This window comes from Methylobacterium sp. J-072, assembly GCF_022829425.1.
In the GTDB taxonomy this organism is placed as follows: domain Bacteria; phylum Pseudomonadota; class Alphaproteobacteria; order Rhizobiales; family Beijerinckiaceae; genus Methylobacterium.
In genome coordinates this window covers 24,452-40,449 of sequence record NZ_JAKSYK010000054.1, presented here as the reverse complement: position 1 = coordinate 40,449, position 15,998 = coordinate 24,452, and the positions used below count along the sequence as shown (strand labels likewise).

Here is a 15,998-nt window from a genome sequence, read left to right as displayed (position 1 = left end):
ACGCCGCGGCCCGGATCGCGGCAGACTGGAGCCGAAGCGGCACGACGACCGCACCATGGGGAGGATCGGAGCATGCGTCTCGCGGGCAAGACAGCATTGGTGACGGCCGCCGGCCAGGGCATCGGCCGGGCGAGCGTCCTGGCGATGGCGCGTGAAGGCGCGCAGGTGCTCGCCACCGATGTCCGGGCGGAGGCGCTCCGGACCTTCGACGGGGTGGAGAACGTCACCACCGCGCCCCTCGACGTGCTGGACCGGGGGCAGATCGAGGCGGTGGCCGGCGGGCTCGACCGGATCGACGTGCTGTTCAACTGCGCCGGCTACGTCCATGCCGGCACGGTGCTCGATGCCAGCGACGCCGATTTCGACTTCGCCGTGAACCTCAACGTCCGGTCGCAGTTCTGGACGATCCGCGCCGTCCTGCCCCGGATGCTGGAGGCCGGCGCCGGCAGCATCGTCAACATGGCGAGCGTCGCCGGGTCGCTGCGCGGCCTGCCGAACCGCTTCGTCTACGGGCTGACCAAGGCTGCCGTGATCGGCCTGACCAAGTCGGTGGCGGCGGATTACGTCGGCCGCGGAATCCGCTGCAACTGCGTCTGCCCCGGCACGGTCGACACGCCCTCGCTCGCCGACCGGATCAACGCGTTCGACGATCCCGTAGAAGCCCGCAAGGCCTTCATCGCCCGCCAGCCCATGGGCCGGCTGGCGAAGGCCGAAGAGATCGCCCCGCTGGTGGTGTTCCTGGCGAGCGACGAGGCCGCGTTCGTGACCGGCCAGAGCTATTCCATCGACGGTGGCATGACGATCTGACGGTCGGCCCGACGGGGTTATCCCGGGGTCGAGTGATCGTCCGCATCGCCGGTGCGGCACGACCACGGCTTTCCCGATCGTGAATTTTGAATACAATCCTCCCGATGGGCGGGGACGCGCCCTCGGGAGGGATCGGCCGTGACGCAAGCCAAGGCTCGGAGTGCGGTGTCGCCGCGCGCGGCGGCACGTCACGATGGCGGATTGGCCCGCAAGCTCGCGGAACAGCTTCAGGGTGAGGCGCGGTTCGACGCGTTCACCCGCGGCCGCTACAGCACCGATGCCTCGATCTACCAGATCATGCCGGCCGGCGTGGTCCTGCCGCGCTCGGCCGCGGACATCGCGGCAACCTTACGGATCGCGGCCGATCACGGCGCGCCGGTGATCCTGCGCGGCGGCGGCACCTCGCAAAACGGCCAGCCGATCGGCTCGGGGCTGGTGGTCGATTGCGCGCGCCACTTCAACGGCATCCGCGCCTACGACCCAGAGGGCGGCACGATCACGGTCGAGCCCGGTCTGGTGCTGGAGCGGCTGAACACCCGGGTGAAGGCCGATGGCTGGTTCTTCCCCGTCGAACCCTCGACGGCGACCCGCTGCACCATCGGCGGCATGGCCGGCAACAATTCCTGCGGCGCCCGCTCCCTGCGCTACGGCAAGATGAGCGACAACGTCCTGGCGATGGATGCGCTGCTGCCCGACGGCGAGGCGTTCGGCTTCGGCCTGACCGGCAACGCGGCCTCGGGGGTCACCGGCTCGGCGCACGCCGAATCCCTGGCCGAGCGCATGCGCGCCCTCGCCCTCCTCCATCGCGACGAGATCGCGGCCCGCTACCCGAAGGTGCAGCGCCGCGTGGGCGGCTACAACCTCGACGCCCTGGTCGAGCCGCGGCCGAACCTCGCGCATCTGCTGGTCGGCTCGGAAGGGACGCTGGCCGCCACCACGTCAGTGACCCTCAAGCTGTCGCGCCTGCCCGCGCACCGGTTGATGGGCGTCTGCCACTTCCCGTCGTTCCGGGCGGCCATGGAGACGACGCAGCACATCGTCGCCCTCGATCCCGTGGCGGTGGAGCTGGTCGACAACAACGTGCTGGTGCTCGGCGCCGACATCCCGCTGTTCCGGGCGACATTGGCTGACATCACCCGCGGCAAGCCGAACTGCCTGCTGCTGGCGGAATTCGCCGGCGACGATCTCGCCGCCCTCAAGCGCGACCTGAAGCGCCTCGACGCGTGCATGGCCGATCACGGCTTCCCCGGCGCCGTCGTCGAGATCCTGGAGCCGGCGCGCCAGCGCTCGGTCTGGGAGGTCCGCGAGGCCTGCCTTAACATCATGATGTCGATGAAGGGCGACGCGAAGCCGGTCTCGTTCATCGAGGATTGCGCGGTGCCGCTGGAGCACCTCGCCGACTACACCGATGCGGTGACCGAGGTGTTCACCAAGCACGGCACCCGCGGCACCTGGTACGCCCACGCCTCCGTGGGCTGCCTGCATGTCCGCCCGATCCTCGACATGAAGGATGGCGGCGACGTGAAGCGGATGCGCGCCATCGCGGAGGAGACCTCCGAGCTGGTGCGCCGCTACAAGGGCTCGTATTCCGGCGAGCACGGCGACGGCATCTCGCGCTCGGAATACATCGCGCCGCTGTTCGGCCCGGTCCTGACCCGTGCCTTCGAGACCGTGAAGGACGCGTTCGACCCGGAGAACCGGCTCAATCCCGGCAAGATCGTCCGGCCGCTGACCATGGACGACCGGAGCCTGTTCCGGTTCAAGCCCGATTACGCGGTGACGGAGCCGCTCAAGCCCGCCCTCGACTGGTCGGATTGGGGCGGCTTCGGCTCGGCCGTCGAGATGTGCAACAACAACGGCACCTGCCGGAAGCTCGCCGGCGGCGCGATGTGCCCGTCCTACCGGGCCACCCGGGAGGAGGAACACCTCACCCGCGGCCGCGCCAACACCTTGCGGCTCGCGATCTCGGGCCAGCTCGGGCCGGACGCCTTCACCAGCAAGGCGATGAAGCGCACCCTCGACCTGTGCGTCTCCTGCAAGGCCTGCCGCCGGGAGTGCCCCACGGGCGTCGACATGGCCAAGATGAAGGTCGAGTTCCTGCATCACTACCACGCCCGCCACGGCCTGCCCCTGCGCGACCGGCTGATCGGCCTGATGCCGCACTACGCCGGCCTCGCCGCCAAGCTCGCCCCGCTCCTCAACCTGCGCGACCGGCACCCGGCGCTGGCCGCCCTGTCGGAGCGGATGGTCGGGCTCTCGGCCAAGCGCTCGCTGCCGCGCTGGCGGCGTCCCTGGAGCGAGCAGGGCGAGGCGGCCCATCCGGGAGACGTCACCGGGGACTTCCGCGACGTCATTCTGTTCGGCGACACGTTCAACCGCGCCTTCGAGCGGGAGAACCTGGAAGCCGCCGAGCGGGTGTTGCTGGCCGCGGGCTATCGCATCCACCGGGTCTACCCGACCCGCGGGCGGCGGCCGCTCTGCTGCGGGCGGACCTGGCTGGCTTCGGGCCAGACCGACCGGGCCCGCGCCGAGGCGCGCCGGACCCTCGACACGCTGCTGCCGTTCGTCCGGGCCGGCGCCCGGGTGGTCGGCCTGGAGCCGTCCTGCCTGCTGACCTTCCGGGACGAGTTTTCGGCATTGCTGCCGGGCGAGGACACGGCGCTGCTGGCGAAGCAATCGCTGCTGTTCGAGGAATTGCTGGCCGCCGACCTCGCATCGGGTCGGATCGCGCTGCCGCTGGCGAACCAGGGCGGCCGGGTCGCGCACCTGCACGGGCATTGTCACCAGAAATCGTTCGGCGTGATGGGCTCGGTGGAAACGGTGCTGCGGACCGTGCCGGGCCTCGACGTGCGGGTCATCGAGTCGAGCTGCTGCGGCATGGCCGGCGCCTTCGGCTACGGGGCCGATACGATCGAGACCTCCTTCGCCATGGCCGAGCTGTCCCTGTTCCCGGCCCTGCGGGCGGCCGCCCCCGGCGACCTCGTGGTTGCCGACGGCACGAGCTGCCGTCACCAGATCCACGATGGCCTCGGCATCCGCGCCGAGCATATGGCCCGCGTTCTCGATGACGCGCTCGTGCAAGGCCCCCCGCCTCGACACTGAATTGTTGGGCACCTACACAGGCAGGATAGGTCGCTTCGACCTCGCGTGCACCGTCGGCTCATGAACAAAATCGACACCGGCATCGGAATCAGCCGTCGTTACCTCCACGATGAGGTGGCCGACCGGATGCGTGAACTGATCCGCACCGGCGAGATGGAGCCGAAGGCGCGCATCAACGAGGGCGAGCTGACCGAACGCTTCGGGATCTCGCGCACGCCGCTGCGCGAGGCGATCAAGATCCTGGCGACCGAGGGCCTGCTCGAACTGCTCCCGAACCGCGGCGCGCGGGTCGCCAGCATCTCGGAAGTCGAACTCGAGGAGATGCTGGAGGTGATCGCCGGACTCGAGGCCACCGCCGGCGATCTCGCCTGCCGGACGATCTCGGAGGCCGAGATCGACGCGATCGAGGTCGATCACCGGGCGATGGTGGCGGCCTGGAAGGGCGGCGACGAGGCCGGGTATTTCAGCTACAACCGGCGGATCCACGAAGGCATCATGGCGGCGAGCCGCAACGGCATCCTGGCCAACATCTACGAGAGCCTGTCGGGCCGGATCCAGCGGTCGCGCTACTCGGCCCACCAGACCCCGGACCAATGGGCCCGGGCCGTGTCGGAGCACGAGCACATGATCGTGCTGCTGCGCGCCCGGGACGGCGCCGCCCTCGCCACCCTGATGCGCGAGCATATCCGCGGGAAAAAGACTGTGATCGCAGCCAATTACGGGGTCGCGGAGACCGGCTGAGCCGTCATCTCGAACCAGAACGAGGCGCCCGGCGTGCCGGAATCGTTCGGGTAGAGGAACGGGATGTCGGGCCCCGGCCGGCGCGCCGCGAACACGGCCTTGACCCGGGCGCTCATGGCCGGATCCTGGCAGAGATACATCACCGGCACGGTCACGCGGAACGGCGGCGCGCCGCACATCAGCATGGCGGCCAGCAGGTACTGCTCGTTGTAGAGTCGGCAGTTCCAGGCGGCCGGGTAGTCGTCCGGGATGAAGATGTCGTGGATCTGCACGATCACCCCCGGCGCGAGCCGCGGCATCACTTCGAAGAAAAAGACCGTCACGTCGGAATTCGCGAAGGACCGGTGTGATCCGTCGAAGAAGACGATGTCCCCGGCGCGCAATTCTTCGAAGATCTTGAGGTCGCAGCCTTCGAGGGGCGAGCGAAGCGTCCAGTCGCAGATCGCGTCGATCTCCCGGCGGGGCATCGGGTCGATCGAGGTGATTGTCGTCGGCAGTTTAAGCGCGTCGATCGTATAGCGGGCAAAGCAGGTCGAGGAGCCGGACCCGATCTCGAGGTAGCGGGCCGGCCGCTTCCAGGCGAGCATGGTCATCAGCGCCGCCGCGTCGAGCGCGGTGAACCACGTGTTGTTCCAGTGCGGCGTGACCGGGTCGATGACGCCGGATTGATGCGGGACGCTGTGGAGCAGGTCGGCCCGCGCCTCCAGCGCATCGAGGAACGCCGCGTAGGCGGTCGTCTCGCGGGCGAGGACCGACCGGAGGTGACCGTGCGGCGCGCTGCCGGGCGTCCACCGGGAGGACGGCACCACCGGGTGGTAATCGTGGACCGTATGGCTCCAGCGGAACGGCTCGGTGCTCGCCCGGAAGATGTCGATTCCGGCGCGGCGCCCGGCGTTTCTCACGATGTCCTTCAGCATGGCCGTCCTCGCTTCCACGCGACGACAATGCTGATGACGCAACTTCTAGTCGAGTCAGATCGCGGGCCTACGCAATCCTCGCGGGAATGCGGTTAAGCTGCGCTTTCCGTTTCGTCAGGCGGCGCTGGGTGCCCGGAGGCCGGCCACGAGGTCGGTGAAGCGGTCACCCTGGACGATGACGTGGCTGCGCAGGGCTTCGGCGGCGCCGGCCTCATCGCCGGCGACGATGGCGGCGACGATGGCCTCGTGCTCGGCCAGCGATTGCGGCAGCCGCTGACGGGCACGCAATTGCAACCTGCGGTAGGGCGCGAGCCGCCTGTGCAGCGACAGGGCCTGCTCGGCCAGAAAAGCGTTGCGGCTCGCCCGATAGACCACCGTGTGGAACACGTAGTTCTCGGCGTAGTAGCTCTCGGCATCCGTAAGGATCGCCGCCCGGCAGCCCGCCAGGGCCGCCTGCAGGGCTTCCGCATCCTCCGGAACCAGCCGCCGCGCCGCGAGCCGGCCGCAGGCGGCCTCGATTTCCGCCATGGTCTCGAACATCGCCAGCAGCAGATGCGGCTCCGGCGCGCTGACGATGGCGCCGCGCCGAGGCTTGGTCTGGATCAGGCCGGTGACCGCCAGTTGCAGCAGCGCCTCCCGGATCGGCGTGCGCGAGACCCCGAAGCGCTCGGCCAGCTGGTTCTCGTCGAGGCGGGCCCCAAGGGCGAGTTCGCCCGAAACGATCTCGTCCTCGATCCGCTGCCGCAGGCGCTGGGCGTGGTTCATCCCTCCGGTCCTTCCCCCTCGGCGGATGGTGCGTCGCCAGCCTTCTTGAAGGATCGGCCCGGCTTACGCCGTTCACATATGCTCGACTGTTGACAAAATATACAAGACAGTTTTTCGTGCATACAAGGATTGCATCGCTAATATTGCAATGCACAAAATAGATCCGCCTTCTTATTGGCGGTGCGGGAGAGATCGATGATGCCGACACGTCGCACGCTGGTCGCGGCCGCCCTCGCGGCGCCCGCCATCCTGAGATTCGGTCTCGGCGCGGCCCAGGCCGCCACGATCCTGAAGCTGTCGCACCAGTTCCCGGGCGGCACGATCGACGAGGGCGACTTTCGCGACCGAATGTGCCGGAAATTCGCCCAGGCGGTGGGCGAGCGCTCCAAGGGCGCCCTGGAGGTTCAGGTCTATCCGGGCTCCTCGCTGATGAAGACGAACGCCCAGTTCGGCGCCATGCGCAAGGGTGCGCTCGACATGTCGCTCTACCCGAGCCCCTACGCGGGCGGCGAGGTGGCGGAGCTGAACATCGGCCTGATGCCGGCGCTCGTGACCTCCTACGCGCAGGCGGTGGCGTGGAAGTCGGCCCCCGTGGGCCGCAAGCTCACCGAGATCCTGGAATCCAAGGGCATCGTCCTGGTCTCGTGGGTCTGGCAATCCGGCGGCGTCGCCAGCCGCGAGCGGCCGCTGATCGCGCCGTCCGACGCCAAGGGCATGAAGGTCCGCGGCGGCTCCCGCGAGATGGACCTGATGATGAAGCAGGCCGGCGCCGCGACGCTCTCGATCCCGTCGAACGAATCCTACGCGGCGATGCAGACCGGCGCCTGCGACGCGGTGATCACTTCGTCGACCAGCCTGATCTCGTTCCGGCTGGAAGAGCTCTCGAAGGCGCTGACCTCCGGCCGCGAGCGCTCCTACTGGTTCATGCTCGAGCCGATCATGATGTCCAAGACCGTGTTCTCGGGCCTGCCCAAGGACCAGCAGGACCTGATCATGGCCGTGGGCGCCGAGCTCGAAGCCTTCGGCCAGACCGGCGCCAAGGAGGACGATACCCGCGTCGAGCAGATCTTCTCCAAGGCCGGCGCCAAGGTCTCGCAGCTCGACGAGAAGTCCCTCGGCCAGTGGCGGGACCTCGCCCGGGAGACCGCCTGGAAGGACTATGCCGGCCGCAATGCCGGCTGCGCGGAGCTGCTGAAGCTGGCGGAGCAGGTCGCGTGAGCCACGGCTTCGACGCGGCTACCGCGATCCCGGATGCGAAGGGCGCCGAGGAGCCCCGGCTCCCCGGCCTACTCGGCCTGTTCGACCGGGCGCTGCGCGGCATCAACCGCGTCATCCTCGGGCTGGGCGGGCTCTGCCTGGTCGGCGCCTGCCTGGTGCTGAGCCACAGCGTCGTGGTCCGCTACCTGCTGAAAGAGCCCACCGACTGGCAGGACGAGATGGCGGTCTTCCTGATCGTCGGCGCGACGTTCTTCTCGGCCGCCGGGGTGCAGGCCAAGCGCGGCCATGTCGCGATCGAGGCGCTGACCGGCTTGCTGTCGCCCACAATCAACCGGATCCGGCTGCTGTTCGTCGACATCGTCAGCCTCGCCTTCTGCGCGTTCTTCGCCTGGAAGAGCTGGACCCTCGATCACGAGGCCTGGATCGACGGCCAGACCTCGCAATCGACCTGGGGGCCGCCGCTCTGGATCCCCTACACGCTGATGGCCGCCGGCATGAGCCTGCTGTGCCTCCAGTTCGTGCTGCAGATCGCCGAGGCTGCGCTCTACGGGCCGCGGGCGGCCGGCTGGGCCAAGCCGAAGATCGGCATCGGCGCCGACGTGAACACGGACATGCAAGGTGCGCCCGGGGTCACGCCCCGCGGGCCCGATCCGATGGGCCGCACGGTCGACGCGAGGGTGAAGTGATGAGCACGGCGGCGATCGGCTTCCTCTACGCGGGGGCCACCCTCGGGGCGATGCTGTCGGGCATCCCCATCGCGTTCGCGCTCGGAGCCGTGGCCCTGGCCTTCATGGTCGTGTTCATGCCGGGCGCCTCCCTCGATACGGTGGCGCAGAACGTCTACGAGGAGATGGCCTCGATCACCCTGCTGTCGATCCCTCTGTTCATCCTGAAGGGCGCGGCGATCGGCCGGTCCCGGGCGGGGCAGGACCTCTACTCGGCGATGCATGCCTGGATGCACCGCATCCCGGGCGGGCTCGGCATCGCCAACGTCTTCGCCTGCGCGCTGTTCGCCGCCATGGCGGGCTCGAGCCCGGCGACCTGCTCGGCGATCGGCTCGGCCGGCATCCCGGAGATGCGCAAGCGCGGCTACTCGCCGGGCTTCGCCGCCGGGATCATCGCGGCCGGCGGCACGCTCGGGATCCTGCTGCCGCCCTCGATCACCATGATCCTGTACGCGGTGGCCTCCGAGCAGTCCCTCGGACGCCTGTTCCTGGCCGGGATCGGGCCGGGGCTGCTGCTGGTCGGGCTGTTCGCGGCCTGGTCGATGTATCGGTTCCGGTCGGAATACACGGCCGCCAAGGCGGTGCTGGAGGGCGGGGGGCCGACCTCGCCGATCCTGGCCGACGAGCAGTACAGCATGGCCCAGCGCTTCTCGACGCTGCCGCGGGTGCTGCCCTTCGTGATCCTGCTCACCGGCGTGATGGTGGCGCTCTACGGGGGCTACGCGACGCCCTCGGAGACGGCCGGCCTCGGCGGCCTTCTGGCGCTCGGCTTGATCGCCGCGATCTACGGCGTCTGGCGGTTCCGGGACGTCAGCCCGATCCTGATCGCGACGCTGCGGGAATCGACCATGCTGATGCTGATCATCGGCATGTCGCTGCTCTACGCCTACGTGATGAGCTACCTGCACCTGTCGCAATCGGCCGCGGCCGCGATCGTGGCGATGCAGCTCTCGCCCTGGGTGCTGCTGGTGACGATCCTCGCGCTGGTGATCGTGCTCGGCTTCTTCCTGCCGCCGGTCTCGATCATCCTGATGACCGCGCCGATCATCCTGCCGCCGCTCAAGGCCGCGGGCTTCGATCTGGTCTGGTTCGGCGTGGTGATGACCATCACCATGGAAATGGGCCTGATCCACCCGCCGGTGGGGCTCAACATCTTCGTCATCAAGAACATCGCCCCCGACATCCCGCTCTCGGACATCATCTGGGGCACCCTGCCCTTCGTGATGCTGATGGCGGTGGCGATCCTGATCCTGTGCCTGGTGCCGGGCATCGCCCTCTGGCTGCCGGACCTGCTGCTGGCGACGACGCGGTAGCACCGGACTTCCCCACGGACGGCGGCGCCGGTAACCTTGGCTGCGTAACCGGCGCCGCCGCCCTATCTATCCGCCATGACCGACCTTCAGACCATCCAGATGCTGCACACGGCGAACGTGATCGCCGAGGACGAGATCGACGCGAGCGTCGAGGCGTTCCTCGACGGCGCCGTGGCCGAGCCCTACAGGTTCCGCAGCGGCCACCGGGTCAACCTCGTGAAGGCGGTGCGCAGCCACCCCGGCGCGCAGGAATTCGTCGGCCGGGCGAATGTCGGCACCCAGTTGAAACGGCCGTTCGTGCGCGCGGCGATCTTGCAGGCGCGACCGCTGAAGGCGTGAGGATCGGACTCTCTCATTCGGAACCGCATCCTGGAGAGCTTCCGCTAAGCGGAGGCCGCGAAGAAGTTCTCCAGAAGCCGCTGTGATCCATGGAGCCCTCCTGCGAGGCTGCGGCGCAGCACCTCAGGATGGGGGGCGTGGGCGGGATTTCCGATGGTTCGGCGGCCGCTCACACCGTCATTGCGAGCGCAGCGAAGCAACACAGCGCAGCGCACGTTCTCCGAACGTTGCACCTCCACCGGTCGCTGCGGGCGCGACGGTGCAAAAAATGCGTTCCGCTCGAACTCAACGCCCCTCGGACTTCTTCACCGCCGCCGAGACGGTGTTCTTCTGCGACGGGGCCGCGGCGTTCGTCTTCGGCACCGGCTTCTTCGGCTTCTTCGTCTCGCGGTTGCCGCGTTGCTTCTCGGTGGCCATGCTGTCGATCCTTCGGTTCGATGCGGGTGACGTGTCGGCGCGGTCCGAGCGGCGATCGCCTACGGTTTGACGTGCGCGATGAAGCGCCCGCGCGCCCAGAGTTCGATCCGGTGTCCGTCGAGCAGGGTGACGGCGTGGCGCTCGGCCGCATCGTCGTCCGAGGCGTTCACCGGGACGGTCGAGCGGACGCTGCCGTTCGATGAGAACCGGTAGGCCTGATAGGTCGCCGCCGCGCTGGGCGACACGGTCGGGAAAACGAAGAGGTCTGCCATGTGTCCGGCCGCCGATCACAGGCGGGGACAGGCCGTCCTCAGTCACCGGAGCCTGTGGCCGCTCTTCCGATGATCGGGTGATCCTGCGCCCGGGCGGCGGTAAAAGATAGTCTCTTGGTGGCGCGGCGCTGAAGATCGGCTCAGGACCGTCTGCCCGGCGTCCACGGCCACTTCCGCGCCACCGCGCGCATCATCTATGAACGACGCATCGATTTCACCGGGATGCGTCCCTGATCTTCCGGCCGTCGCCGCCGCGGCCTGTTTTATTCGGAGGACACCTTGCATGAGTCTTGAAACGGTCCGGGCGTTCTTCGCCGAGAAGGCGCCCGACATCGCGGTGATCGAGCTGACCACCAGCACCGCGACCGTCGCGGAGGCCGCCGCCGGCCACGGGGTCGCGCCGGCGCAGATCGCCAAGACGCTCTCGATCCGCATCGGCGATCAGGTCGCCCTGGTGGTCACCCGGGGCGATGCCCGGCTCGACAACAAGAAGGCCAAGGCGGTGTTCGGCGGCAAGGTCCGGATGCTCGATCTGGCCGAGGTCGAGGCGATCACCGGCCACCCGGTCGGCGGGGTCTGCCCGTTCGGCCTGATCGCGCCGCTGCCGATCTATTGCGACGTCTCGCTCAAGGCCTTCGACGAGGTCGTCCCCGCCGCCGGCAGCACCTACAGCGCCGTGCGCATCGCGCCGGACCGCATGGCCGCGCTGACCGGGGCGGTTTGGGTCGATGTCTGCCAGGAGCCGGTGTGAGCGGCGGCGGACCGATCTGGCTGTCAGGGATAGCGCTGGCGTAGGGCAGCGGCGGTGGGGCGAAACCCGGTTGTGAGCCATTCGACGGCGTCGATCGGATGCGCCACCACGAGCGATACACCGTCGGCGCGCTCATGGAGCAGGGCGAAGAGCTGACGGGTCGTGCCGTCCGAACGGCTGACGTGCCGCGTGTCGCGACGCTCGGAATCGTTGGTCGCGAAATCGACGAGGTTGTCGGTGACCAGCAGGTCGACGCGATCGGCGATGCAGAAGGCCAACACGCCGGCATCCTCGCGATCGGCCATGGCGAGCTGATCCCGCCCTGCCGTCAGCATGGCCGGATGCAGTTTCTCAGGTCCGACGCGCATCAATCCGTCGACAACCTGGGGAAATCCTTCGGCGAGGCGATCCGGAAGACCCTGCCGCTTCAGCACCCGTTCGAGGGTGCCGAGCATTTCGCGCGAGATCGTCAGTTGAAGGGGAATGTCGCCTGCCGCAGCGTCCCGCACCATCGCAACCAGGCGCATCGGCGCGGTGCCGGTCCGGCCGCGCTGCAGGGCTAGAAGGTAAGCGATCCAGACGTTCACATCGAGGCAGAGGCGCAGCACCGTGCGTGACGGCGCCGGGCCGCCGCCGCCAATCCCGGGGCCTGCACTCACCTCTTCGCGGTGCTGAGCGCGGTGGCGGCCTCGAGCAGGTCGAGATCGCTCAAGTCGTCCTTTGCGGGTGCCAGCGGGCGGGCGGCGGCGATTCGGGCGGACATGCTGTCAAAGTCCCGGCGCGCCGTCTCAACCCGCGCGGCGTCCTCCCGCGCACGTGTCTGCGCGTCGGTCTCGGTCGGTCGGGTACGGGGAAGATCGGACAGCGCCATCGCCGAAGGGTGGTGTCTCTCGTGTACCGCGCGAATGTAGCGCCGCGTGGTCAGGCGTTCAACGACCGCTCCAGGCCGGCGTGCGTTTGCCCAAAAACGCCTCCATGCCCTCGCGAAAATCCTGGCTCATGTAGCAGAGGAGGATCAGGTCATCGCCGGGATGCGGCGCGCCGTCGGCCGTGGGGTCTTCCTCGGCGAGGCGGCGCAGGCCCTCCTTGGTGGCCTGCATCGTGAGCGGGGCGTGGCCGGCAAGCAGCTCGGCCAGGACGTCGACCCGCTCGGTCAGGGCTGCGCGATCATCCACGACCTCGCCGACCAGGCCGATGGCCAGCGCCTCCTCGGCGCCGACGAGGCGGGCGGTGAAGATGATGTCCTTGACCCGCGCCGGGCCGATCAGCCCGGAGAGCCGCTTGAGATTGCCCTGGCTCAGGCAATTGCCGAGCGTCCGGGCGATCGGGAAGCCGAACCGCGCGTCCCGGGTCGCGATGCGCAGGTCGCAGGCCGCCGCGATGGCCGCGCCCCCGCCCGTGCAGGCGCCCGCGATCGCCGCGATGGTCGGCACCCGCAGCCGCTCCAGGGTGCCCAGCACCTTGTCCATGAAGCGCTCGTAGCCCAGCGCATCCTCGGCGGTCTCGAAGGCGCGGAACTGGGCGATGTCGGTGCCGGCCGCGAAGGCCTTGTCGCCGGCGCCGGTGATGATCAGCGCCTTCACGGCCGGGCTGGCGGCGATCGCCTCGCAGCAGGTGATCAGGCCCTGATACATCGCGAAGGTGAGCGCGTTGCGGGCCTGCGGCCGGTTGAGGACGATCCGGGCGATCCCGGCCTCGTCCGTGGTGAACAGCAGCTCGTCGGTGGCGGCGGGCGTGGCACTCATCGCAGGTCCTCTGGGGTTCAGGCCACGGTCTCGCGGACCACGCCCCTGTCGATCAGGCCGTCGATCTCGGAAGCGGTGTAGCCGGCCTCCGCCAGGATCGCCCGGGAATGCTCGCCGAGCAACGGGGCCGGCCCATGGACCCGGCCGGGCGTGTCCGAAAACTTCACCGGCAGGCCGAGCGTCTTCATCCGGCCGACCCGGCTGTGCTCGACCTCCACCACCATCTCGCGGGCGAGCGCCTGAGGGTCCTGGTGCATGGCGTTGACGTCGAGCACGGGACCGGCCGGGACGCCGCCGGCTTCCAGGCGGCCTAGCCAGACCTCCGAGGTCTCCCCGCGAAAAATCGGCGCCAGGGTGGCGGCGAGGTCGTGGCGGTTGGCCATGCGGTCGCGGTTGAGGGCGAAGCGCGGATCCTCGGCCAGCGCCTCGGCATCGATCGCCTTCAACATCCGCAGCCAATTGGTCTGGTTGGCCGCCCCGATGGTGATCCAGCCATCCGCCGTCTCGAACGCCTCGTAGGGCGCGTTCAGCGGGTGGGCCGAGCCCATCGGCCCCGGGGCGATCCCGGTCGCCATGGCGATGGCCGATTGCCAGTAGGTGTGGGTGATCCCGGCCTCGAACAGCGAGGTGTCCACCGCCTGGCCCCGCCCGGTCTTCAGCCGGTGGGAATAGGCCGCCAGGACGCCCATGGCGGCCAGGATCCCGGCGGTGATGTCGGTCACCGGCGGCCCGCACTTCATCGGCGGCCGGCCCGGTCCCTCGCCGGTCACCGACATCAGCCCGCTCATGCCTTGCGCGACCAAGTCGAACCCGGCCCGGTCGGCATAGGGCCCGGTGCGGCCGAAGCCCGAGAGCGAGCAGTAGACCAGCGTCGGAAATTCCTGCCGCAGGGTCTCGTAGCCGATGCCCAGCCGCTCCATGGTGCCACCGCGGTAATTCTCGATGAGCGCGTCGGCGTTGGCGAGCAGGCGGCGCAGGACCGCGACGCCGTCCGGGTTCTTCAGGTCGAGGCTGAGCCCGCGCTTGCCGCGGTTCATCATCATGTAGGCGGCGCTCTCGCCCTCCAGCGCCGGCGGGACGGTGCGGCGGGTGTCGTCGCCCTCCATCTTCTCGACCTTGATCACCTCCGCGCCCATGTCGGCGAGCATCAGCCCGCACACGGGGCCGGCCATGATATGCGCCAGTTCGATCACCCGCATGCCGGCGAGCGGCCCGGAACGTCCCGTCTGTTCCGCCATCGCGGCGCTACTCCCCGGCCGGCACGGTCGCCACGGGGCCGACCGGCCCGGTGACGGGGTCCACGAATTCGCGCTCGGGATGCATGGTGAAGGCGAGCGCAGCGCCGAGCAGGCACAGGCCCACCGAGCCGACGAAGGGCAGCGTCCAGCTTCCGGTGAGATCGACGATCAGCCCGAACACGATCGGCGAGACGATCGCCGCTATGGCCGAGCCGGTATTCATCAACCCGCTGGCGGTGCCGGCATATTTCGGCGCGATGTCCATCGGCACCGACCAGATCGGCCCGATCACCAACTCGGCGAAGAAGAAGCCGGAGGAGAGCAGCAAAGCCACCAGGGTCAGGTCGCGGGTGAGGAACACCCCAGCCAGGCTCGCGGCCGCGCCCAGGAAGCCGACGACGATCACCGACAGGCGGGCGAGCTTCACGTTGCCGGTGCGATGGAGAATCGAGTCGCTCAGCATGCCGCCGACCGTATCGCCGACGACGCCGGCGAAGAAGACCCCCGAGGCGAACAGGGCCGAGTTCTTGAGGTCGAGGCCGTAATTCTCCTTGAAGAAGCTCGGCAGCCAGCCGAGGAACAGCCACAGGGTCCAGCCGTAGCAGAAATACGTGACCGTCACCGGCAGCATCCGCCGGGTCAGCGGCCCCCACGGCACCGACTGCTTGGCTCCGACCTTCTTGGGCAGCGGCAGGGCCTCGAGCTCCTTGGCCGTGATGGTCGGGTGGTCGGACGGGTCGTCGCGGAAATACAGGTACCAGATTACCACCCAGATGAAGCTGATCCCGCCCAGGATCACGAAGCTGGTGCGCCAGCCGAAATGGTACATCAGGAACGCCACGATCGGCGGCGCCACCGCGTTGCCGAGGCGGGCGAAGGCGTGGGTGATGCCCTGCGCGAAGCCGCGCCGGCCCGGCGCCGTCCAGTTCTGCATCGCCCGGGTCGCGGTCGGGAAGGTCGCGCCCTCACCGAAGCCGAGCAGCACCCGGGCCAGGAACAGGCTGATCAGCCCGCCGACCAGGCCGGTCAGGATCGTGGCCGAAGCCCAGATCATGCCGCAGACGAGGAGCGTGCGCCGCGCGCCGAACTTGTCGCCGACCGAGCCGCCGATCACCTGGAAGATCGCGTAGGGGTAGGCGAAGGCCGAGAGGATCAGACCGAAATCGGTCTTCGACATGCCGAATTCGCGGATGATCTCGGCGCCGGCGGTCGCGATGTTCACCCGGTCCAGATAGGTGATGAAGTACATCACGCAGAGCAGGCCGAGCACGCCCTGGGTGGCGCTCACGCGCTTCAGCATCGACCGTTCCTCCGCTCAAAGGCGCCGCGTTCCGCGGTCGCCGGGCGCCTCGTCCCAGGGACCGGCGCTCTTTGGTATTCGTTATTCAATCGCCTCTTGCGCCGGAAGGCAACCGTGCGTCGAGGGGATCGGCACGAATTCAATTAGCTGGCGGGAACGGGAAACGGGAGCCACGAGGCTCCCGTTTCGATGAAGGTGAATCGTCTTTGAGTGCGGCTCGGAGCAGCCGTGTCGTGTCGTGCCACCCGGGTTCGAGACCGGTGGATCTCCCAATCACCCCCTCATCCTGAGGTGCCGCGTTCGCGGCCTCGAAGGAGGCCTCCAGGGATCGCGCGGCTAGCTGGAGGG

The 15,998-nt window shown here is 68.9% G+C and carries 17 protein-coding genes; 8 read left to right on the top strand and 9 right to left on the bottom strand.

The genetic code is table 11. The features are described from left to right. The first annotated feature begins 72 nt into the window (after positions 1-72). From MKK67_RS05215 to MKK67_RS05205, 3 genes are all read left to right on the top strand, one after another. Positions 73-807 carry an SDR family oxidoreductase gene (locus MKK67_RS05215; RefSeq protein WP_243962614.1) on the top strand — a complete coding sequence of 245 codons (735 nt, stop codon included), beginning with the start codon at positions 73-75 and terminating at the stop codon, positions 805-807. A gap of 138 nt (positions 808-945) precedes the next feature. Further along, on the top strand, positions 946-3,909 hold the full coding sequence (locus MKK67_RS05210; protein ID WP_243962613.1) for an FAD-binding and (Fe-S)-binding domain-containing protein: 2,964 nt from the start codon (positions 946-948) through the stop codon (positions 3,907-3,909). 60 nt (positions 3,910-3,969) lie between these two features. Beyond that, positions 3,970-4,650: a GntR family transcriptional regulator gene (locus tag MKK67_RS05205; RefSeq protein ID WP_243962612.1), complete on the top strand. Its 681-nt coding sequence runs from the start codon at positions 3,970-3,972 to the stop codon at positions 4,648-4,650. Here MKK67_RS05205 and MKK67_RS05200 read toward each other — a convergent pair. Beyond that, positions 4,626-5,567 carry a class I SAM-dependent methyltransferase gene (locus tag MKK67_RS05200; RefSeq protein WP_243962611.1) on the bottom strand — a complete coding sequence of 314 codons (942 nt, stop codon included), beginning with the start codon at positions 5,565-5,567 and terminating at the stop codon, positions 4,626-4,628. The two genes, MKK67_RS05205 and MKK67_RS05200, sit on opposite strands and share 25 nt — an antisense overlap. A 114-nt stretch (positions 5,568-5,681) precedes the next feature. Next, positions 5,682-6,332, bottom strand: coding sequence for a GntR family transcriptional regulator (locus tag MKK67_RS05195; protein ID WP_243962610.1), 651 nt, complete (start codon positions 6,330-6,332; stop codon positions 5,682-5,684). A gap of 195 nt (positions 6,333-6,527) precedes the next feature. Between MKK67_RS05195 and dctP the strand changes: the two genes are divergently transcribed. The 4 genes from dctP (at position 6,528) to MKK67_RS05175 (ending at position 9,927) form a co-directional block, all read left to right on the top strand. Further along, complete coding sequence (dctP, locus tag MKK67_RS05190) at positions 6,528-7,550, top strand: TRAP transporter substrate-binding protein DctP (protein ID WP_243962609.1); 1,023 nt, start codon at positions 6,528-6,530, stop codon at positions 7,548-7,550. Continuing rightward, a complete protein-coding gene (locus MKK67_RS05185; protein WP_243962608.1) occupies positions 7,547-8,236 on the top strand; it encodes a TRAP transporter small permease in 690 nt (229 codons plus the stop codon). Before dctP ends, MKK67_RS05185 begins: the two co-directional genes overlap by 4 nt. Beyond that, entirely contained in the window at positions 8,236-9,588 is a 1,353-nt protein-coding gene (locus MKK67_RS05180) for a TRAP transporter large permease (protein ID WP_243962607.1), read from the top strand. The genes MKK67_RS05185 and MKK67_RS05180 overlap by 1 nt, the downstream gene beginning before the upstream one ends. A 75-nt stretch (positions 9,589-9,663) precedes the next feature. Continuing rightward, positions 9,664-9,927: a hypothetical protein gene (locus tag MKK67_RS05175; RefSeq protein ID WP_243962606.1), complete on the top strand. Its 264-nt coding sequence runs from the start codon at positions 9,664-9,666 to the stop codon at positions 9,925-9,927. Between the two features lie 285 nt (positions 9,928-10,212). On the opposite strand, the gene MKK67_RS32535 is transcribed toward MKK67_RS05175, so the two are convergent. Beyond that, positions 10,213-10,344, bottom strand: a complete 132-nt coding sequence (locus tag MKK67_RS32535) for a hypothetical protein (protein ID WP_279594953.1) — start codon at positions 10,342-10,344, stop codon at positions 10,213-10,215. A gap of 59 nt (positions 10,345-10,403) precedes the next feature. Then, positions 10,404-10,616, bottom strand: coding sequence for a hypothetical protein (locus MKK67_RS05170; RefSeq protein ID WP_243962605.1), 213 nt, complete (start codon positions 10,614-10,616; stop codon positions 10,404-10,406). Positions 10,617-10,899: 283 nt separating this feature from the next. Here MKK67_RS05170 and MKK67_RS05165 point away from each other — a divergent pair, with 283 nt between their 5' ends. After that, positions 10,900-11,367 (top strand): YbaK/EbsC family protein, encoded by a 468-nt coding sequence (locus MKK67_RS05165; RefSeq protein WP_243962604.1) that lies wholly within the window; start codon positions 10,900-10,902, stop codon positions 11,365-11,367. A gap of 23 nt (positions 11,368-11,390) precedes the next feature. Here MKK67_RS05165 and MKK67_RS05160 read toward each other — a convergent pair whose 3' ends face one another. From MKK67_RS05160 to MKK67_RS05140, 5 genes are read right to left on the bottom strand one after another with little or no spacing between them, the layout of a single operon-like run. After that, complete coding sequence (locus MKK67_RS05160) at positions 11,391-11,975, bottom strand: PIN domain-containing protein (RefSeq protein ID WP_243962603.1); 585 nt, start codon at positions 11,973-11,975, stop codon at positions 11,391-11,393. Between the two features lie 47 nt (positions 11,976-12,022). Next, complete coding sequence (locus MKK67_RS05155; protein ID WP_243962602.1) at positions 12,023-12,238, bottom strand: hypothetical protein; 216 nt, start codon at positions 12,236-12,238, stop codon at positions 12,023-12,025. A gap of 58 nt (positions 12,239-12,296) precedes the next feature. Continuing rightward, entirely contained in the window at positions 12,297-13,112 is an 816-nt protein-coding gene (locus MKK67_RS05150; protein WP_243962601.1) for an enoyl-CoA hydratase/isomerase family protein, read from the bottom strand. 17 nt (positions 13,113-13,129) lie between these two features. Continuing rightward, positions 13,130-14,350: a CaiB/BaiF CoA transferase family protein gene (locus MKK67_RS05145; protein WP_243962600.1), complete on the bottom strand. Its 1,221-nt coding sequence runs from the start codon at positions 14,348-14,350 to the stop codon at positions 13,130-13,132. Between the two features lie 7 nt (positions 14,351-14,357). Next, the gene (locus tag MKK67_RS05140; protein ID WP_243962599.1) at positions 14,358-15,650 is read right to left on the bottom strand and encodes an MFS transporter; all 1,293 of its coding nucleotides are present in this window, start codon (positions 15,648-15,650) and stop codon (positions 14,358-14,360) included. Positions 15,651-15,998: the final 348 nt, after the last annotated feature.